The organism is Murinocardiopsis flavida (genome assembly GCF_003014485.1).
GTDB classification, from domain to species: Bacteria; Actinomycetota; Actinomycetes; order Streptosporangiales; family Streptosporangiaceae; genus Murinocardiopsis; species Murinocardiopsis flavida.
This window is the reverse complement of sequence record NZ_PYGA01000007.1, coordinates 64,627-84,068: the sequence shown is the minus strand read 5'-3', so window position 1 is coordinate 84,068 and position 19,442 is coordinate 64,627. Positions and strand designations below refer to the sequence as shown.

General features: G+C 72.0%; 17 protein-coding genes and 5 tRNA genes. 13 read left to right on the top strand and 9 right to left on the bottom strand.

Annotated features, from left to right (window positions below; genetic code table 11):
• Positions 1 to 67: 67 nt before the first annotated feature.
• From CLV63_RS11845 to CLV63_RS11825, 5 genes are all read right to left on the bottom strand, one after another.
• Positions 68 to 139 (bottom strand) — tRNA-Val (locus CLV63_RS11845).
• A 14-nt stretch (positions 140 to 153) separates the two neighbouring features.
• Positions 154 to 225: transfer RNA gene (locus CLV63_RS11840), tRNA-Cys, on the bottom strand.
• Positions 226 to 275: 50 nt separating this feature from the next.
• Positions 276 to 348: transfer RNA gene (locus CLV63_RS11835), tRNA-Gly, on the bottom strand.
• A gap of 52 nt (positions 349 to 400) precedes the next feature.
• Positions 401 to 473: transfer RNA gene (locus CLV63_RS11830), tRNA-Gly, on the bottom strand.
• A gap of 142 nt (positions 474 to 615) precedes the next feature.
• Positions 616 to 1,047: a roadblock/LC7 domain-containing protein gene (locus CLV63_RS11825; protein WP_106583032.1), complete on the bottom strand. Its 432-nt coding sequence runs from the start codon at positions 1,045 to 1,047 to the stop codon at positions 616 to 618.
• A gap of 340 nt (positions 1,048 to 1,387) precedes the next feature.
• Between CLV63_RS11825 and CLV63_RS11820 the strand changes: the two genes are divergently transcribed.
• A complete protein-coding gene (locus CLV63_RS11820; protein WP_106583031.1) occupies positions 1,388 to 2,230 on the top strand; it encodes an aminotransferase class IV in 843 nt (280 codons plus the stop codon).
• 236 nt (positions 2,231 to 2,466) lie between these two features.
• Here the strand turns inward: CLV63_RS11820 and CLV63_RS11815 are convergent, their stop codons facing one another.
• On the bottom strand, positions 2,467 to 2,886 hold the full coding sequence (locus tag CLV63_RS11815; RefSeq protein WP_106583169.1) for an SsgA family sporulation/cell division regulator: 420 nt from the start codon (positions 2,884 to 2,886) through the stop codon (positions 2,467 to 2,469).
• Positions 2,887 to 3,319: 433 nt separating this feature from the next.
• On the opposite strand from CLV63_RS11815, the gene CLV63_RS11810 reads away from it, so the two are divergent.
• A tRNA-Val gene (locus CLV63_RS11810) sits at positions 3,320 to 3,393 on the top strand.
• A gap of 142 nt (positions 3,394 to 3,535) precedes the next feature.
• On the opposite strand, the gene CLV63_RS11805 is transcribed toward CLV63_RS11810, so the two are convergent.
• Complete coding sequence (locus CLV63_RS11805; protein WP_106583030.1) at positions 3,536 to 3,823, bottom strand: PGPGW domain-containing protein; 288 nt, start codon at positions 3,821 to 3,823, stop codon at positions 3,536 to 3,538.
• 572 nt (positions 3,824 to 4,395) lie between these two features.
• On the opposite strand from CLV63_RS11805, the gene thrS reads away from it, so the two are divergent.
• Complete coding sequence (gene thrS, locus CLV63_RS11800) at positions 4,396 to 6,366, top strand: threonine--tRNA ligase (protein ID WP_106583029.1); 1,971 nt, start codon at positions 4,396 to 4,398, stop codon at positions 6,364 to 6,366.
• Positions 6,367 to 6,507: 141 nt separating this feature from the next.
• On the top strand, positions 6,508 to 7,050 hold the full coding sequence (locus CLV63_RS11795; RefSeq protein ID WP_106583028.1) for a DUF1707 SHOCT-like domain-containing protein: 543 nt from the start codon (positions 6,508 to 6,510) through the stop codon (positions 7,048 to 7,050).
• Positions 7,051 to 7,069: 19 nt separating this feature from the next.
• Here the strand turns inward: CLV63_RS11795 and CLV63_RS11790 are convergent, their stop codons facing one another.
• Entirely contained in the window at positions 7,070 to 7,363 is a 294-nt protein-coding gene (locus CLV63_RS11790; protein ID WP_106583027.1) for a YciI family protein, read from the bottom strand.
• Positions 7,364 to 7,627: 264 nt separating this feature from the next.
• On the opposite strand from CLV63_RS11790, the gene CLV63_RS11785 reads away from it, so the two are divergent.
• The gene (locus CLV63_RS11785; protein WP_106583026.1) at positions 7,628 to 9,754 is read left to right on the top strand and encodes a tetratricopeptide repeat protein; all 2,127 of its coding nucleotides are present in this window, start codon (positions 7,628 to 7,630) and stop codon (positions 9,752 to 9,754) included.
• Here CLV63_RS11785 and CLV63_RS11780 read toward each other — a convergent pair whose 3' ends face one another.
• Positions 9,755 to 11,479, bottom strand: a complete 1,725-nt coding sequence (locus CLV63_RS11780) for a hypothetical protein (RefSeq protein WP_106583025.1) — start codon at positions 11,477 to 11,479, stop codon at positions 9,755 to 9,757. It abuts the gene before it with no gap.
• A 177-nt stretch (positions 11,480 to 11,656) separates the two neighbouring features.
• Between CLV63_RS11780 and CLV63_RS11775 the strand changes: the two genes are divergently transcribed.
• From CLV63_RS11775 to CLV63_RS11740, 8 genes are all read left to right on the top strand, one after another.
• On the top strand, positions 11,657 to 13,318 hold the full coding sequence (locus CLV63_RS11775) for a DUF885 domain-containing protein (protein ID WP_106583024.1): 1,662 nt from the start codon (positions 11,657 to 11,659) through the stop codon (positions 13,316 to 13,318).
• A 156-nt stretch (positions 13,319 to 13,474) separates the two neighbouring features.
• A complete protein-coding gene (locus CLV63_RS11770; RefSeq protein WP_106583023.1) occupies positions 13,475 to 14,314 on the top strand; it encodes a TerC family protein in 840 nt (279 codons plus the stop codon).
• A gap of 74 nt (positions 14,315 to 14,388) precedes the next feature.
• On the top strand, positions 14,389 to 14,946 hold the full coding sequence (locus tag CLV63_RS11765; RefSeq protein ID WP_106583022.1) for an HIT family protein: 558 nt from the start codon (positions 14,389 to 14,391) through the stop codon (positions 14,944 to 14,946).
• 106 nt (positions 14,947 to 15,052) lie between these two features.
• On the top strand, positions 15,053 to 15,676 hold the full coding sequence (gene pgsA / locus CLV63_RS11760) for a phosphatidylinositol phosphate synthase (RefSeq protein WP_106583021.1): 624 nt from the start codon (positions 15,053 to 15,055) through the stop codon (positions 15,674 to 15,676).
• A gap of 75 nt (positions 15,677 to 15,751) precedes the next feature.
• A complete protein-coding gene (locus CLV63_RS11755; protein WP_106583020.1) occupies positions 15,752 to 16,663 on the top strand; it encodes a phosphatidylinositol mannoside acyltransferase in 912 nt (303 codons plus the stop codon).
• Between the two features lie 4 nt (positions 16,664 to 16,667).
• Positions 16,668 to 17,828, top strand: coding sequence for a glycosyltransferase family 4 protein (locus CLV63_RS11750; RefSeq protein ID WP_106583168.1), 1,161 nt, complete (start codon positions 16,668 to 16,670; stop codon positions 17,826 to 17,828).
• Positions 17,825 to 18,355 carry a hypothetical protein gene (locus tag CLV63_RS11745; protein ID WP_106583019.1) on the top strand — a complete coding sequence of 177 codons (531 nt, stop codon included), beginning with the start codon at positions 17,825 to 17,827 and terminating at the stop codon, positions 18,353 to 18,355. The genes CLV63_RS11750 and CLV63_RS11745 overlap by 4 nt, the downstream gene beginning before the upstream one ends.
• 104 nt (positions 18,356 to 18,459) lie before the next feature.
• On the top strand, positions 18,460 to 19,386 hold the full coding sequence (locus CLV63_RS11740; RefSeq protein ID WP_245928746.1) for an FkbM family methyltransferase: 927 nt from the start codon (positions 18,460 to 18,462) through the stop codon (positions 19,384 to 19,386).
• Positions 19,387 to 19,442 lie beyond the last annotated feature (56 nt).

Below are 19,442 nucleotides of genomic sequence, written 5' to 3'. Positions count from 1 at the left end.
CTCGCGGCGGGCCGGGCCCGGCGGAGAGGTCTCGGGGAGGCCCGTTCCGACCTGCTGTTCACTTCGGTGGGCGATACTGGTTTCGAACCAGTGACCTCTACCGTGTCAAGGTAGCGCTCTCCCCCTGAGCTAATCGCCCGAGTACGTGCTCGGAAGCGGAGACGGGAATTGAACCCGTGTAGAGGGATTTGCAGTCCCTTGCCTGAGCCACTCGGCCACTCCGCCGCGTTCGGCTGTCCGAGCCTGGTGGGGAGATACCCGAACGACCGCCTCCGAGCGGACGACGGGATTCGAACCCGCGACCCTCACCTTGGCAAGGTGATGCTCTACCAGCTGAGCCACGTCCGCATTGCATGGGGGCTGACCCCATAGTGCACACCGATGGTCGTCGATGATCGCGAGCGGACGACGGGATTCGAACCCGCGACCCTCACCTTGGCAAGGTGATGCTCTACCAGCTGAGCCACGTCCGCACGGGAGGGAAGGGCGTCCCGGTGATGACCGGGGCGATTCCCTCGCAGCACTCTGAACTTTAGCGGATCCCCGCAGTTGGAGCGAACGGTTTCGCCGAGGACCCGGGACCGTGCGAGTGCGGTGCCGGGGCGGTTCGACGGGTCAGCGCTCGATGCGGGCGGGGGTGGACGGCATGTCGGGGCGGGGCGGCGCGGAGAGGTACTGGCCGACCCGCTGGATGACCTTGTTCATTTCGTAGGCGACCAGGCCGACGTCGCACTCGGAGTCGGCGAGCAGCGCCATGCAGGCACCTTCGCCGGCCGCGGCGACGAACAGGAACGCGTCGTCCATCTCGATGATGCTCTGCCTGATGCCGCCGGCGGCGAACTGCTTGCTCGCGCCGCCGGCGAGGCTGTGCAGGCCGGATGCGATGGCGGCGAGGTGCTCGGCCGCCGAGCGGTCCATCTGGCTGGATGCCGCCATGAGCAGGCCATCGGTGGACAGGACGATGGCGTGGCGGGTTCCGGTGGCTCGGGTGAGGAGGTCGTCGAGCAACCAGCTCAGTTCGCCGGGGGCGGTACTCCGTGAGGTCATGGCTCTCTTAGATCTGTGTCGTGTGCGTGATCGCCGTGGGGGCCGGGCCGGTCGTGTGAGGGGTGAGGGTGCAGCGGTTCGAGGGGGAACCGATAAGCGTTGTCCAGATGATAGCCAAACGTGACATCGCTGCGGAGTTTTGCGGCCAATTCGGTCGGTCGCCGGTTGTTCGGGGGAAATGGTGCCGGGGTGGGTGGTTCGCTACCGTACCCACGCGATGCCCGATCTGAACTGCACATGGGGGATCCGTCGAGGCCGATCGGGGGCGTGTGCCGTATCGCGCGGCGGTGCTGGCAGGATCGGATCTGGCCGAATGAGGACGACGAGGGGATGGACTCATATGCGGGTGTGGATCGCCGGGGCCGGTTATGGCCAAGGCGCGGTGCTCGACGCCGACGAAGCGCGGATCCCGGCACTCGACCACGGGATCACCGTGGGCGACGGCGTGTTCGAGACGGTCAAGGCCGTCGGCGGCCGCCCGTTCGCCCTCACCCGGCACCTGCGCCGGATCACCAGGTCCGCCGAGGGCCTCGGGCTGCCGGCCCCCGACACGGACCTCCTCGCCGAAGGTGTGCGGCTGGCGCTCGAAGCGAACCCGGGAACCGATCCCGGCCGGGTGCGCATCACCGTCACGGCGGGACCAGGGCCGCTGGGCTCCGACCGCAGCGGGGGAGAGGCGACGTGCGTGATCGCCGTGGGCGCCTTCTCGGCCGTCCCCGCGAGCACCGACGTCGTGGTGGTGCCGTGGACCCGCAACGAGAACGGGCCGCTCACGGGCCTGAAGACGACCTCCTACGCCGACAACGTCCTCGCGCTGAACTACGCGAAGGAGCGGGGCGGCAGCGAGGCGCTCTTCGCCAACACAGCGGGGAACCTCTGCGAGGGCACCGGGAGCAACATCTTCGTCGTGCTCGGCGGGCGGCTGGTCACCCCGCCGCTGTCAGCGGGGCCCCTTGCGGGCATCACCCGCGAACTGGTCCTCGAATGGTTCGGCGGTGAGGAGGCCGAGGTGCCGATGTCGGCGCTGGGCGAGGCGACCGAGGCGTTCCTGACCTCCACCGGCCGGGACGTTCAGCCGATCCGCGCCATCGACGGGCGGGTCCTCGGCACGGTCCCCGGTCCCGTCTCGCAGAAGGCGGTGGAGGTGTTCGCCGAGCGCAGCGCCGCCGACCTCGACCCGTGAGGGCGGCGCCGGACCACTGCCGCCCGGGCGCGAACCGCCGCGGGACGGGAGGTGTTCGGCGTTTCGGGCAGACCGCCGCAGGAGAGGACGTTTCGCCTCGCGAGGGGCGGGTATGCCGAAAATCGGGCCTGCGCGCTCGATTCCGCTGATCGAGCGCAGGGGCCGATGGTCATCCGGTGCGACACCGGGTGACTTTTTTTCGTCCGTGCCTGGGCGGTGTGCCGCCCGGCCCGGGTTCAGGAGCAGAGGTGCTGTTCGATCTCCGCGTCGAGGTCGACGTAGTCGGCCTCCTGCCCGGCGGGCGCGATCTCGTAGGTGCGGTGCAGGAACTCCGCGAGCGGCGAGACCGGCGCGTCGAACTGCGCGTGCCCGAACGGCGACGACAGGGTGATGTTCACGGTGCGCTCGTCGCCGCCCTTGGCGGGCCACACGCGGACGTCGCCGTCGCCGGCGGGGCGCACGATTCCGACGGTCAGCAGTTCGCGCGCGAAGATCCACTCGACGGGCTCGTCCTCGCCGACGTGGAAGGACACCTTGATGGCGTAGGGGTCGCCTGCGCTGTAGTCGAGCCGGGCGACGAGGGGGACCGCGGTGCGGTCGGGCACGACCAGCCGTAGTCCCAGCTCGGCGGTTGCAGTGGTACCGCTACTGTTCATGTTCGCCAAACCTTTTCTCCTCCGGCCCCGCTCTCTGGCGGGTCGGTTGCAGTGTCACCCGCTCCAACGCGGCCGGTTCATGACTATGACGCGCAACCGGTGTCTTTTACTCGGGCGTGGGGGAAGGGGCGGGGTCGCCGCCGCGTCTTCCTACCCTCCGTAACTCTAATGAGCTGCGTAAACCAGGAATTTCCGCATGATCTGTGTGGCGCATCACCCGGGCACGCCGCACCTGGGCGGTCCAGACCAGGTAAAGGTTTGGACTGCCAGGATGCGAGGGTGTTCGGCACCGGTTCGGCCCCGGTCGCAGGGTGTGAAACCGGCAGGGAGACGTCGGTCACGTCGCCCCGGGTCCATCGGGAAACCCTGCACGATTCGCGGCGCGGATGCGCTACAGTTTTCTTTGTTCGCCCGGCGTAAGCGGGGCGTGGGCGGGCGATTAGCTCAGTTGGCTAGAGCGCATCGTTCACACCGATGAGGTCACTGGTTCGAGTCCAGTATCGCCCACAGTACCGAGAGGCCGACTCCCAAACGGGGAGTCGGCCTCACCTGTTTTCCATTCCGGTCCGCCGCCGAAGGCGCCACAGCGGCGGCTGCCGCGGCCCATCCCTGCTTTTGGGCCGGTGAACACACCGGTTTGGTGCGAGCTTTAAGAGCCCTGATGCGGCCGGTCCGTCCGGAATGCGGCCTTGCGGGCGCGGCGGCGGCGCTGCGTGGCGATCGCCTTCTCGCGGGCCTTGCGCTCCCAGACCCGCGCCCGGTGCAGCAGGTTGTGCGCCCAGGAGAACTCCGTGGCGAGGATCGCCAGGCCGAGCAGGATCCCGAGCGCACCGGGGCCCGGCGTCACGCACATGACGATACCGGCGAGCAGGATGAACCCGCCGACGACGATGATCACACTGCGCCAGGTCCAGTGCAGGACAGGGTGCGAGTGCATCCGCTTGCGCCAGATCCTCAGGTGGGCGCGCGTGCGCAGCCAACGGCGACGCCACATCTGCCGGCGGCCGGTCGGCGTCGGGACCTGCGGATCGGAGTCGGCTCGAGGGCTCGGTGCCATGGGGCTCACAATATCGGCGGCATCAAGGACTGGTTTCGGACCCATCACGGGGAGGGTAGCCGTTCCCCATGTAGGAATCGGATGAAGACGCGGCGCCCGCCGCGGGGAGTGCCGCAGACTCCCACCGCAGGCCGGCGCCCGGCAACCCGCGGCGCCGTTGCGGCGCCCGGTAGCAGACCCCTACCCACTGCCGCCTCCGGCGCACCCCGGCGTTCCCGCCGGCGTCGGCCGGGCGTGTCCCGGGGCCGCCGCCCTGCGCGGGCGCCCCGCTCCGGCGCGGGGCCGGGTACCGGCGAACGGCCGCAACAGGGCCGTCGGGCTTTCCGCCAGCCGATAGCATCAGGGGATCGCCTCCGCTGAGCGCACCGCGACGGCGGGGGCCGCGCGCCGTCCCAACGGCCGACCCATCGACAATCTCGCGGATCCTCTGCGACGTCCACCAGGGAGAAACTGTGTCCGCTGTGCCTGAGCTGCGTATCACCCTCGCCGGAGTCGAGCGTGTGGTGGCGGCCGGGACTACGGCAGGCGAGGCGCTGGAGGCCGACGGACGCACGGTGATCGCCGCCTACGTCAACGGGGAGCCGCGCGACCTCGCGGCCGAGGTCGCCGAAGGCGACGACGTCGCGCCCGTCCAGATCGCCTCCGAGACGGGCCGGTCGATCCTGCGCCACTCCGCGGCGCACATCATGGCGCAGGCCGTGCAGGAGCTGTTCCCCGAGGCCAAGCTGGGCATCGGGCCGCCCATCGAGAACGGCTTCTACTACGACTTCGACGTCGCCGAGCCCTTCACACCCGAAGACCTCAAGCGCGTCGAGAAGCGCATGCAGGAGATCGTCAAACAGGGCCAGCGCTTCGCGCGGCGCCCGATCGACGACTCCGAGGCCCGCGCGGAGCTCGCCGCGGAGCCGTACAAGCTCGAACTGATCGGCCTCAAGGGCGGGTCCAGCGACGACGACGGGTCCAGCGTCGAGGTGGGCGAGGGCGGGCTCACCATCTACGACAACCTGCACCCGCGCACCGGCGAGCTGTGCTGGAAGGACCTGTGCCGCGGCCCGCACCTGCCCACCACCAAGGTCGTCCCGGCGTTCAAGCTCATGCGCTCGGCGGCGGCCTACTGGCGGGGCAGCGAGAAGAACCCGCAGTTGCAGCGCATCTACGGCACGGCCTGGGAGTCCAAGGACGCCCTCAAGTCCTACCTGACCATGCTGGAAGAGGCCGCGAAGCGCGACCACCGCAAGCTCGGCGCGGAGCTCGACCTGTTCTCCTTCCCCGACGAACTGGGGTCGGGCATGGCGGTGTTCCACCCCAAGGGCGGGGTGGTGCGCAAGGCCATGGAGGGGTACTCGCGGCACCGCCACGAGGAGGCGGGGTACGAGTTCGTCAACACGCCGCACATCTCCAAGCGCGCCCTGTTCGAGACGTCGGGCCACCTGCCGAACTACGCCGAGTCGATGTTCCCGCCCATCGAGCTCGAAGGCGCCGAGTACTTCCTCAAGGCCATGAACTGCCCGATGCACAACCTGATCTTCAAGGGGCGCGGCCGGTCCTACCGCGAACTGCCGCTGCGCCTCTTCGAGTTCGGCACGGTGTACCGGTACGAGAAGTCCGGCGTGGTGCACGGGCTGACCCGCGCCCGCGGGTTCACCCAGGACGACGCGCACATCTACTGCACCGACGAGCAGATGCCGGACGAACTCGACGCCCTGCTCACCTTCGTGCTGAACCTGCTGCGCGACTACGGGCTCGACGACTTCTACCTGGAGCTGTCGACCCGCGGCGACTCCGACAAGTTCATCGGCGAGCCCGAGGAGTGGGCCGAGGCCACCGACCGGCTGCGCCAGGCGGCGGAGAAGCAGGACCTCGACCTCGTCATGGACCCCGGCGGCGCCGCGTACTACGGCCCGAAGATCTCGGTGCAGGCGAAGGACGCCATCGGCCGCACCTGGCAGATGTCCACGATCCAGGTCGACTTCCAGCAGCCCAAGCGGTTCGGCCTGGAGTACCAGGCCGCCGACGGCAGCAGGCAGCGCCCGGTGATGATCCACCGCGCGCTTTTCGGGTCGATCGAGCGGTTCTTCGCGGTGCTGCTGGAGCACTACGAGGGCGCGTTCCCGGCGTGGCTCGCCCCCGTGCAGGTCACCGGCATCCCCATCAGCGACGATCACGTGGCGTACCTGGAGCGGGTCGCCGACCGGCTGCGCGCCGAGGGCATCCGGGTGGAGGTCGACTCCGGCGACGACCGGATGCAGAAGAAGATCCGCAACGCCCAGAAGCAGAAGGTCCCGTTCATGCTGCTGGCCGGCGACGACGACGTCAGCAAGGACGCGGTGTCGTTCCGCTACCGCAGCGGCGAGCAGAACAACGGTGTCGCCATCGACGACGCCGTCGCCGAGATCGTGGCGGCCGTCCGCACCCGCGCCTAGCGGCACCCGCGTCCGGCGCCGACCGCGCGGACCCCGGGTCCGCGCGGTCGGCGCCATGAGCGGCCGGACATCGTGCGCCGGTCCTCGCGCGCCCCGAATATGGGGACTTTCCGGTCCTCGGCGCGGCGCTAAGGTACGACGGTGACCTCTCCGCGGGAAGACCCGCTGCCGGCCCTCACCGAAGACGACCGCGAAGCGGCCGTGCGGCGCCTGCAAGAGGCGTACGCCGATGAGCGCATCTCGCACGAGGAGATGGAGCAGCGCCTCGACCAGCTGCTCGCCGCGAAGACCTCCGGCGAGTTCGCGTCGGCTCTGGCCGCGCTCCCGGCGGAGCGCCCGGGCACCGCGTCGACCATCGGCGCCGCCACCGGACGGATCCTGCGGCGGGGCGAATGGCGGGTCCCCCGGACCCTCAAGGTCGAGTCGGCATTCGGGCGGGTGCACCTGGACCTGTCCCGGGCGATCATCGAGCATCCGACGGTCGACATCGAGCTGAACCTCGGAACCGGCGGAGCGCGGATCACGGTGCCCCGCGACGCGGTCGTCGACGTCGAGGGTCTGCACACCGAGTGGAAGGACGTGCGCTACCAGCCCCCGCGGAAGGCCCGGTCCAGCGGGCCGAGGATCCGGATCTCCGGGGCCATGGGATTCGGCCGGTTGCGCATCCGCCACGCCTGGCGCTGAAGCCCCCGCGGCAGAGGGGTCAGGGGCCGAACAGGTCGAGTACCTCCCGGGCGCCCCGGCCGGGCTCGGCGCTGATGATCTCGTAGGACCCCACCCCCGCCACGATGAACGGGTCGGCGGCGGCGATCCGCTCGACCGCCGCCCGCGACCCGCGGGCCAGGATGACCCCGCCGGTCCCGTCGGGGGCCGTCTGGCCGGACAGGACGAAGGTCCCGTCGTCGTGGTGGGTCTCCAGGTATTCCACGTGATCGGGGACGTGCGGGGCGGCGTCGTCGGGTGTCCGCGTGTAGCGCAGCAGCAGTACATGGAGCATGCCGCGATCATTGCGCATCGGCGCGGCACAGGGTGCCGGCAACGCGCACGGGCGCGCCGCCACGCGGCGGCCCCGCCGCAGCGTGACGCGCGGGGCACGGCGGGGCGGCGCGGCCCGGGACCGTCCGGATCCGGACAAGATCATCGGAGTGCGCGCCCCTCCTCGTAGGGTCGGACGCCAAAGGCGGCGCACACCGATGGCGAGGCGGGGAATGTCATGCCGGAGCGGTACCCACCGGCCCGAGGATCGGACACCACCAGCGCAATGGGCGACAACCACGGGGTGGCGATGCAGTTCCGCGACGCCCGCGACGTGTCCGTGCACTACGCACCGGTCACCTACGTCGGCGGCGGGTCCCGAGAGCTGCGGCTGCGGCCCGGTGCCGTCCTGGTGCAGCGCGACGAACAGATCGCGCGGATGTGGCGCGCGGTGTGGGACGGGCGCTCGGCCGTCACCCTGATCACGATCACCGGGCCGCTCGGCGCCGGTTCCACGGTGCTGGCCGAGATGTTCCTGCACGAGGTCCGGCACCATGAGCCGGACCGGTTCACCGGCGGTGTGCGAACGGTCGACCTGCGGCAGGGCACCGCCGAACGGCTGAGCTGGGACCTCCTGAGCGACTTCGGGGTGCCGCCGAGCACGGTGCCCGTCGACCCGGTGCTGCGGTCGCTGCGCTACCGCCGGGCAAGCCGCGACCTGGGTGCCATGGCGCTGCTCATCGACAACGCCGCGACCATCGGGGCGGCCCAGCCGCTGTTCCCCGCGGCTCCCGGAAGCGTCGTGGTGCTGACCGCGAACCAGCAGATCGACGACGTCGACCGGGCCGATCCCCACATGGCGGCCGTCTCCCCGCCGTGCGAGGTCGGCGCTGGACCGCTGTCGGCGGCGGGCGCCGCCCGGCTGCTCAACCTCAGCCTTGCCCGGATGTCGGGCGCCGAGGAGCTGACCGAAGAGGCCGCGCAGGCGGCGGTGGCCCGCGGCGACCGGTACCCGCTGTCCATCTCATTGACCGCCGGCCGCTGCGCGCGCGGCGGCGACACGGCGGGCGACGCTCCGGCAGAGGAGGCCCCCATGAACGGCGCCATCGCCGCATCGTACGAGGCGCTGCCCGACTCCCGGGCGGCGCTGCTGCGCGCTCTGGCCTGGCACCCGCCGGGAGGCTTCGGGCCGGAGCTGGTCGCAGCGGTGTTCGACGGCGCGCCGGAACCGCGAACGGAGATCGAGGCCCTTCGGCTGGCGGGTCTGGTGACCCTGGCCAAGGTCGGCGGGCACGACAGGTACGAGTTGCCCGGCCCGGTCCGCGCCCACGCGCTCCGGTCGTCCCGGCGGTCGGACCCCGCCGAAGGCGGCGCCGTCCTCCGCCGTATCGGCGGCCACTACCTGGGGCTGGCACGGGGCGTCAGCGCCGTCCTGCTCCCCGGCCGGTACCTGATCGGGCGCCCGTCGGCGGTACCCGACGCGGTGTTCGCCGACCAGGCCGGTGCGCTGGACCGGATGGAGCTGGAGCGGGCGGCGATCGCCCAGGTCGTCGAGGCCGCGTTCGACGCGGGCGAGCACGCGCTGGTGTGCGACCTGTGCGAGGCGCTGTGGGCGTTCTACCTGCGGCTCTCCTGCTACCCCGACTGGATCCACACGCACGGGTTCGGTGTGCGTTCGGCGCGCGCCATGGGCGGGCCCGCGCGGACCATGCTGTCGCGGATGCTGATCCAGCTCGCGCGCCCCTACGCGGACCGGATCGACGAGGAGCCGTCCGCCGCCGAGCCCGGCACACCGGGTGCCGAGGTCCGGAGCAACCGGAACCGCGCCTACGAGCACACGGAGGCGGCGGTCGATGCGGCGCGCGCGTCGGGGCAGGGCCTGCCCCTGCACACCGCCCTGGAGGCGCTCGGCAAGCTCTACGAGACCGACGGAGGACTGCGGGTCGCGCTGGACCTGCACACGGAGTCGCTGCGCATTGCCGAGCGGCTGTCCCCGCCCGATCCGCGAGCGGAGATGAACGCCCGCCACCAGGTGGGCCGCGTCCAACTGGACCTCGGGCTCCTCGACGCGGCCGAGGCGAACACGCGGTCGGCGCTCAGAGTCGCGGAGGAGATCTCCGACGATTACAACATCGCCAGGATCAGCACCACGCTCGGAACGCTGTACACCGCGAAGGGCGAGCGCGGAACGGCGCTCGGATTCCTGACCACCGCCGTGGAACTGCACGAGGCCGCGAGGGACGGCAAGCGCGCGGCCGACGCGCTGGTCGAACGCGGGTGCGCGGTCCGGCCCGACAACGAGGAGGGCGCGCGGGCCGACCTGTCGCGGGCCGCCGCGATCTACACGGTGATCGGACACGCGGGCGAGGCCGAGCGGGTGGCGGGCCTCCTGCGCGAATGGGACCTCGGGTGATCAGCGGCCCATCGGCTCGACGCGGACCCGGGCCCGTTGGGAGCCGGTCCGGACGGTGAACGCCGACCCCCGGTCGTCCACCGTCCCCTCCGCGCGGACCCGCCAGTACGCGGAGGGCAGCAGGTCGGGGTCCAACGGGTCGGCGCCGGCCTCGGGTGCGAGCCGGACCAGTCGGCCGCCGCGGTCGCCGACGACGGCACCGCGGTCCGCGCGCAGCGCAGCGAACCGGGCGGCGGGGTGCGCCCGCAGCAGTTCGGCGATGCGCGCCGGGCCGGTGGGTCCGGCGCCGGTTCCGGGCTCTGCGATGAGGAGGATGTCGGCGCTCTCGCGCCAGCGGGGGTCGGGTTCGTCGTCCGCCGCCACCAGGTGCGGCCGTTCGGGCCGCGGGGCCGTCCCGTCGAACATCTCGGCGGGGAAGCGCCGGACCGCCACGTCACCGTCCTTGTGCTCCGCCGTCACGAGCAGGGGCGGCCGGCCGGCGGCGTCGGGCCATGCGCGCCGGGGCGCGTGGGGGACCTCCGGCGGCACGGTCCGCGGGGGCCGAACGGGCTCGGCCACCCCCAGGAACCGGTAGAACACGGTGCGGAGCGCCGTGCCCGCCGCACCGTGATTGCAGGTGAGCAGCCGGGTCGCCGCGGCGAACCGGTCGTCGCTGTGCACGGCCGCGTCGTCGGTGATCTGGTCGAGAAGCGGTTTGTCGTCCTCGAGCAGCCGCGCGGCCCGGCCGAACGCCGCGATGGGGGAGCCGGGGTCGAGTTCGCCGTGAGGAAAGGCGCCGAGCATGGTGTGCGTGCCCAGGGCGGCGCCGTAGGCGGTCACCGACCCGTGGTCGCCGATGACGTGGTCGGCCGCGATCAGCGCGGCCTGCCATCCCGCGCGCGGCGGCAGCACCCGCAGGCCGGCGCGCTCGTACCCGGCGAGCCAGGCGCGGACCTGCCAGTCGCCGTGCCCGTGCCAGAGGTTGGGGTGGGCGGCGAGGACCACCTGGTACTCGTCGACGGGGAGTGCGCGCAGAAGGTCGCCGATCAGATCCGGGCGGCTGCCGAGGAGGGACGACGGGCCCCAGGTGGAGGAGAGCAGGATCAGCCTGCGGGTACCGGTGCCGAGTGCCCGGCGGTACCGTGCGCGCCACGGGAGCCCGGCCAGGATCCGGTCGAACGCGGGGTCGCCCGCGACCACCGCCCGCGGAACGGCCTCGGGGCAGCCGGATCGCAAGCGGTCGAGCTGCTCGGGGTGGGAGAGGACCAGGGCGGCGGGGATGAGCGCGCCGTGCCGGATGAGGGTCTCGGCCGAAATGCCGAACGTCGAACCCTTTTCCCTTTTCCCTTTTCCCTTTTCCCTTTTCCCTTTTCCCTTTTCCAGCTTATTGTAGCCGATTCCGTGGGGAAGGACCACTATCGGCGCTTTGATGTCCTGGAGGTCGTCGCCGAGGCTGGCGGTGATCGCGAGGTCGAACTCCTCCTCGACCGCCTGGTCCCACGGGATGACCGCGAGCCCGGTGTCGGAAAGGAATTCGGTGACGCCTTCGCGGAAGTTCGAGGTGCGGGCGCGGGTGGCGACCACCTGCACCCGGAAGTCCGATTCCAGCAGGGGGAGGACGTCGAGCAGCCGGGTCAGCGCCGTGACCGTGTGCGCGACCACCAGCACGCGGCGGGTGCCGGGCCGGGTCGACCAGGTCGCCGCCGCCGCGCCGACGGGCACGCTGAGACGTTCGTGGACTGACATCCGCTCCCTCTGCTGCATCCGCCGGCCCGCGCGTGCGACGGCGTCCCAGGGTAGCGAACGCGCCCCCGGGCGGATGGGCGGGACCGCACCGCGGGCGGATGGTGCGCGGCGGCCGCCGAGGAGGCACCATTAAGGGCCATGAGTGCGAATCAGGAGAGCCCGCAGCCGCCCAATGCCATGACCGACCGGTTCCACACGGTCTCGACCCGCATCCTGGACGCGCTCCTCGAAGACGCCCCGGAGTGGGCGAGCGAACTGGGCGACCACCGGTTCGCCGACCGGCTCAGCGACAACTCGGCCGACGCCGACGCGCGCCGCGCCGGTGTGCTCACCGACGCGCTGGGCGCGCTCGACGAGATCGACGACGCCCTCCTCCCAGCGGCCGACCAGGTCGACCTGGAGATGCTGCGCTCCCGGGTCAGCGCCGACCTGTGGCGGCTCACCGAGCTGCGCCCGCACACATGGAACCCCCTGGCGCAGCTGCCCGGCGACGCGCTGTACGGCCTGATCGCACGCGACACCCTGGACCTGGGGGAGCGGCTGCGACTGCTCGCCGCCCGCTGCGCCGCGGTCCCCGACTACCTCGCCGACGCGCGGCGGCGGCTGGACGACGGCCCGGGCATGCCCCGGGTCCACGTGGAGACCGCGGCCGCCCAGGCCGACGGCGTCGCCGCGATGCTCAGCGGCGAGGTCGACGCCCTGCTGGTGCAGGAGCCGGGCATGCGGTCGGCGGTCGGCCCCGCGCGCGACGCCGCTCTGCGGGCGGTCGGCGAGCACGCGGAGTGGCTGCGCTCCCGGATCGACGGCGCCACCGCCGATCCGCGGCTGGGCGCGCGGGCCTACGGCGCGCAGCTCTGGTACGAGCTGGACTCCGAGCTGTCCCCCGACACGCTCCTCACCCGCGCCGAGAGCGACCTGCTCGGCGCCGAGGAGGAGATCGCCGAGGCGGCGGCCGAGTACGACGGCGCGCCCCGCTACCCGGGCCAGGTCCGCGACGTCCTCGACCGCATCGCGACCGAGTACGCCACCACCCCCGAGACCCTGGAACCGCTGTGCCGCGACGCCTACGCGCACCTGCTGGCGCGGATCGAGGAGACCGACTTCGCGACGATGCCCGACCAGCCGGTGCGGATCATCCCCATGCCGGAGTCGCGCCGGGGCGTGGCGACGGCCTACTGCGACCCGCCCGGGCCGCTCAGCCCGAAGACGGGAGAGCCGACGCTGATCGCCGTCGCGCCGCCGCCCGCCGACTGGCCGACCGAGCGCCGCCGCTCCTTCCACCGCGAGTACAACGGCGCCATGCTGCGCAATCTGATGGTGCACGAGGGCCTTCCCGGCCACGCACTCCAGCTGGGCCACGCCGCCGGGTACAAGGGGGCGACGAAGGTCCGGCACGCTCTGTGGAGCGGCACGTTCATCGAGGGCTGGGCGGTCTACGCCGAGGACGCGCTCGCCCGGCGCGGCTGGTGCGAGGAGGGCACCACCGACAACCGCACGCTGCGGCTCGTGCAGCTGAAGATGCGGCTGCGGATGATCCTGAACGCGATCCTGGACGTGCGCACGCACTCCGGCGGCATGACCGGGGCCGAGGCCATGGCGCTGCTGATGGAGCGGGGCCACCAGGAGGAGGGCGAGGCCGCGGGGAAGTGGCGGCGCGCCCAGCTCACCAGCGCCCAGCTGTCGACCTACTACGTGGGGTACCGGGAGGTCGCCGACATCGCCAGGGACCTGTCCGAGGCGCGGCCGCGGGCCCGCCGCAGGGAACTGCACGACGCGATGCTCGCGCACGGCTCGCCGTCGCCCCGCCACCTGCGCACGCTCCTGGGGCTGACCGGGTAGCCGACCCCTGGGCCGGCCGGGTAGCCGCCGGGTCGCGGAAAGTTAAGGCCGCACGGGAATCTTTATGTGCGGCTTATCTTTCCTTTTCTAAGGTCTTTCCGCTTCTTCCATGGCCTGCGGGCTTTCGTCCCATCTGCGGAGCTGACCTAACCCCCCATGTCCAGCGACCTCATCATCGGATTCTTCACCCTGACGGCGTTGGAGATCGTTCTCGGGATCGACAACCTTGTCTTCATCTCGATCCTGTCCAGCAAACTCCCCGAGAGCCAACGGGCCAAGGCCCGCAACCTCGGCATCGCGCTGGCGCTCATCACGCGCCTGCTGCTCCTGCTGTCGATCACGTGGATCATGGGGCTCACCGCGCCCTGGTTCACGCTCTTCGGCCACGACTTCAGCGGGCAGTCCATCATCCTGCTCGCCGGCGGCCTGTTCCTGATCGGCAAGGCGACCTACGAGATCCACGAGAGCCTCGAAGGGGAGGAGGACCACAAGGGCTCCAAGGTCGGCGCCTCCTTCACCGGGGTGATCATCCAGATCATCATCCTCGACATGGTGTTCTCGCTCGACTCGGTCATCACCGCCGTCGGCATGATCGGCGACCAGCCCGGCGGCATCTGGGTCATGGTGGCCGCCGTCGTCATCTCGTGCATCGTGATGCTGGTCCTGGCGGGGCCGCTGAGCCGGTTCGTGCACAACCACCCCACGGTGAAGATGCTGGCGCTGGCGTTCCTGCTGCTCATCGGCATGACGCTCATCGGTGAGGGCGCGGGCTTCCACATCGAGAAGGGCTTCATCTACACCGCCATGGGCTTCTCGCTGTTCGTCGAGGTGCTCAACCTCCTCGCGGGCCGGCGGCGCCGGAGGAAGGCCGGGGCCGACCCCAAGGGCACCCCCGTCAAGCTCGCCAGCCGCTACTCCGAGTCCGCCCCCGAGCCGGCCGCGCCCGGCGGCGCCGCGGCAGAGCCCTCGCAGGACAAGCCCGCAGCGGGCGACTGAGGGCCGCGCCGATCATCGGAGGGGCCGCCCGGCGAACGCACGCCGGGCGGCCCCGACTCATTAGGCTGGTGGCCATGAGTGCTGACGACCGGGCCGATCACCCCGGGGCAGGGGAGACCGACGGGTTCCAGCGGCTGTGGACCCCGCACCGCATGGCCTACATCAAAGGGGAGAACAAGCCCACCGGGTCCGAGCCGCAGGACGGCTGCCCGTTCTGCCGGGTCCCCGGCCTGCCCGACCCCGAGGGGCTCGTCGTCGCCCGCGGCAAGAGCGCTTTCGCCGTGCTCAACCTGTACCCGTACAACAGCGGGCACCTGCTGATCTGCCCCTACCGGCACGTCGCCGACTACGCCGGGATCGACGCCGCCGAGGCCGCCGAGATCGCCGCACTCACCCAGCAGGGCATCACGGCGCTGCGCTCGGCGTCGGGAGCGCAGGGCTTCAACGTCGGGATGAACCTCGGATCGGTCGCCGGCGCCGGCATCGCCGCCCACCTGCACCAGCACATCGTCCCCCGCTGGGGTGGCGACACCAACTTCATGCCGGTCGTCGGGCGCACCAAGGTGCTGCCCGAACTCCTCGGCCAGACCCGCGACGCCCTCGTCGCGCACTGGCCGGCGGACGACCGCTGAGTCCCCCCGTCCCCCTCTCGACCCCGAACACCCGCGCGCGAGTCCGACACCACCGGTGGTGCGTTACCGGCGCACACGCGCGGGCGCTCTAGGATCAGAACCAGTCATGCTGAGAATCCTGCGCCCCGTCATCGCCCGGCTGCTCGCGCCCTTGGGCCGGGGCCTGGCCCGCGTCGGCCTCACCCCGAACACGGTCACGTTCCTCGGTACCACCGGGGTCGTGGCGAGCGCCCTGTACTTCTACCCGCGCGGGGAGCTGCTCGCCGGAACCCTGATGATCACCGTGTTCGCGCTGTTCGACATGGTCGACGGCGCGGTGGCGCGCGCCTCCGACGCCGAGAGCCGGTGGGGTGCGTTCCTCGACTCCACCCTCGACCGCCTGGCCGACGCCGCGATCCTCTCGGGCCTGATCCTGTGGTTCACGGGCGGGGGCGACAGCCTGTCGCTCGCGGCGATCACCCTGTTCTGCCTGGTCACCGGGTTCGGCGTGTCGTACGTCAAGGCGCGCGCCGAGGCGTTGGGCGCCAACTGCGACGTCGGCATCGCCGAGCGCACCGAGCGGCTGATCGTGCTGCTCACCGCCGTCGGCCTGAACGAGCTCGGTGTCCCCCACGCGCTGCCCGTCGGACTGGTCGGCCTGGCGCTCATCAGCGCCATCACCATCGCGCAGCGCCTGATCGAGACCCGCGCCAGGCTCACCGAGCCCCGGCAGGCCGCCGACAGCTCCTGAGGGCCGCCCCTGAACAAGGAGGGGTGTGAGAACGGGCTCCCCACGGGGCATTCGCAGACCGGTGAGGAGGAGCGCATGGACGAGCGGATCGCGGCGGCCGCCTACGCCGCCGGGTGGGCCGCGGTCGGCCGGGTCCCGGAGCGTGCCGGGCGCCGCGTGTTCGACCGCGTCGCCGACCACGCGTGGCGGCACCGCGCCGGCGGTGTCCGCACCCTCGAGGCGAACCTGCGCCGGGTCGCCGGGCCCGCCGCCACACCGGCGCAGATCCGGGCGCTGTCCAAGGCGGCGATGCGCTCCTACCTGCGGTACTGGTACGAGGCGTTCCGCCTGCCGGCGATGAGCGAGCACGACATCCTGGGGCGCACCGACAGTGACGGCATCGACGTGCTGGAGAAGACCGTCGCCGGGGGCCGCGGCGTTGTCGCGGCCCTGCCGCACATGGGCAACTGGGATCACGCGGGCGCCTGGATCACCCTGCGCGGCACGCCCCTGACCACGGTCGCCGAGCGCCTGCGCCCCGAGGAGCTGTTCCGCCGGTTCACGGCGTTCCGCGAAGGGCTCGGCATGGAGGTCCTGGCGCTGGACGCCGGGGCGCACACCGCCGCGACCCTCGCAGGGCGGCTGCGCGCGGGCCGCCTCGTCTGCCTGCTCGCCGACCGCGACCTCGCCGGGTCGGGCGTCGACGTCGAGTTCTTCGGCGCCCCGGCCCGGTTCGCCGCGGGCCCGGCGGCGCTCGCCGAGCGCACCGGCGCGGCGCTGATGCCCGTCACCCTCTGGTTCGAGGGGCAGCGGTGGTACATCAGGGTGCACCCCGAGATCGCGCCGCCCGCGCACGGCGGGCGCGCGGAGCGGGTCATGGGGATGACCCAGGAGCTGGCGCGGGTCTTCGAAGGGGCCATCGCCGAGCACCCGGAGGACTGGCACATGCTGCAACCGGTGTTCGGTGCCGACCTCGCCGGGCGGCCGGGCGTCGAACGGGGCCGGTGAGGACGTGCGCGTCGGGTTGGTGTGCCCCTACGCCTGGGACGTCCCCGGCGGGGTCCAACAGCACATCGGCGACCTCGCCGAGGAGCTGTTGGCCGCGGGGCACGAGGTGTCGGTCCTCGCGCCGTGCGCGTCGGAGGAGGGCCTGCCGCCGCACGTCGTGTCCGCGGGGGGCGCCGTCGCCGTCCCCTACAACGGGTCGGTGGCCCGGCTGTCGTTCGGGCCGCGCGCCGCGTCGCGCGTGCGCCGCTGGATCCGCACCGGCGGCTTCGACGTGCTGCACGTCCACGAGCCCATCGCGCCCAGCCTCGCGATCCTCGCCTGCTGGGCGGCCGAAGGCCCCATCGCCGCGACCTTCCACACCGCCAACACCCGCTCGCGCGCCATGGCGGTCTCGGCCGGGCTGCTGCGCACCGCGCTGGAGAAGGTCAACGGCAGGATCGCGGTGTCGGAGGCGGCGCGCGCGACGCTGGTCGGCCACCTCGGCGGCGACGCGGTGCTCATCCCCAACGGGGTCGCGGTGCGCCGATACGAGAACTCCGAACCGTGGCCCGGGTGGCCCGGCGACGGCGGGGTCCTCGGCTTCCTCGGCCGGATGGACGAGCCGCGCAAAGGGCTCGGGGTGCTCCTCGACGCGTTCAACCTGCTCGGCCGCTCCCGGCCGGGCCTGCGGCTGCTGCTCGCGGGGCCGGGCGAGCCCGCCGGGGTCCTCGCCCGGGTCGACCCGGACCTGCGCGGGCGCGTGCTGACCACCGGCCGGCTGAGCGAGGCCGACAAGGTGCGCGCCTACCGGTCCGTCGACGTGTTCTGCGCGCCCAACCTGGGCGGGGAGAGCTTCGGAATGGTGCTCACCGAGGCCATGGCAGCGGGCGCCGCCGTCCTCGCCAGCGACATCCCGGCGTTCCAGCAGGTACTCGGCTGGGGCAGCGCCGGTGCGCTGTTCCGCACCGGAGACCCCGCCGCCCTCGCGCACGCCGCCGCCGAACTGCTCGACGCGCCCGGACGCAGGGAGGCGCTGTCGCGGGCGGCGCGGCTCGCCGTCGGCCGCTACGACTGGCGGCTGGTCGCCGCCGACGTCGCCGACGTGTACGAGACGATCAGCCCCGCCGGTTCCGGCGGGGTGCGGGTGCGGGCCGACACCGGCCCGCGGCTGCCCCGGGCGTCATGACCGCCGCGCTCGCCGCTGCCGCCGCGGCGCTCGTCCTCACCGCGTGGTACCTGTCGTGGCGGGCCGGCCGGCTGGACCGGCTGCACGCCCGCGGCGACACCGCCCGCGTCGCACTCGACGCCGCACTGTCGCGGCGCGCCGCGGCGGCCCGCGCGCTGGCCGCCGACCTGCCCGCCGAGCCGGGGCGGCTGCTCGGTTCGGCGGCGGAGGGCGCCGCGCGGTCGAGCGGGACCGAACGCGAACTCGCCGAGAGCGAGCTGTCGCGGGTGCTCCGGAAGGCCGCGGCGGAGCCGGTGCCCGGCGGGGTCCCGCCGGCCGCGCTCGCCGAAGTCGAGGCCGCCGCGAAACGCGTGCTGATGGCCCGCAGCTTCTACAACAACGTGGTGGCGATGACCAGGGAGGCGCGGGCCCGGCGCGTCGTACGCGTTTTCCGGTTGGCGGGCCGCGCGCCTATTCCCGAGTTCTTCGAAATGGACGACGAACCGCCGGTTTTCCCGCCAGGGCGGCGGAAAGTTGACTCGCGATAGGAGCGTGTGTCTGGCATCTTGGCGATATGGCAACACTGCACAGACGTCTCCTGCGCCTAGTCGCGCGATTCGGTCTCAACGTCACGGACCTCGCTCCCGGCACTGTGCTGCTCAGCCGCAGAAACTCGCCACGTGTCGAATCCGTCTCCACCAAGACCTGGCTGGTCAGTCACGGTAAGGGAAAGAAGCGGTCCGCGGAGCGGGCCGACGCCGCCGTAAAGAAGTTCGCCATCGCCCAGGGCATGCGCGTGCACCAGCTCGGCGGCGGCGCCCAACTCGTCGTCAGCGGTGCCGCCGACAAGGTGCAGGCCCCTGTCGAACGTGCCGCGTCCCAATACCTCGGCCGCCAGCACGCCGCCGCGCTGCTGCGCCACTACCAGGTCAACTGCGTGTTCGACGTCGGCGCCAACATCGGCCAGTACGCCAAGCACCTGCGCCGCGACGGCTACACCGGGCGCATCGTCTCCTTCGAGCCGGTGCAGAAGATCCTGGAGCAGCTGCGCGAGGCCGCCAAGGACGACCCCGACTGGCTGGTGTACCCCTGCGCCCTCGGGCGCGAGGCCACCTCCACCGAGATGAACGTCGTCTTCGGCTCGATGAGCTCCCTGCTCGGCCCCAGTGAGTACGGGTCGACGCGCTACAAGCGGTTCGCCAAGACCAGGACCCAGGAGATCCAGGTGCGCCGCCTGGACGAGGTCATGGACGAGGCACTCGAAGGGATCGACGAGCCGCGCCCGTACCTCAAGCTCGACACACAGGGCTACGACCTTGAGGCGTTCGCCGGGGCCGGCACGCGAATCAAGGAGTTCGTGGGCATGCAGTCCGAGGTCGCGCTGATGCAGATCTACGAAGGCATGCCCCGCATGGCGGAGGCCGTCCCGATCTACGAGGACGCCGGCTTCGAGGTCACGGGGATGTTCCCGGTGACCAGGGAGGAGAGCACCGGGCGCGTCCTGGAGTTCGACTGCATGATGGCGCGCGCCGAGAGCCTGCCGAACGGTGCCGTGGTGGCGCCGCGCGAGGTCGGGTGAACGTCGTCGCCGCCCTCCGGTCCAAAACGGTGTACGCCGGGCAAAGCCGGAGGTAG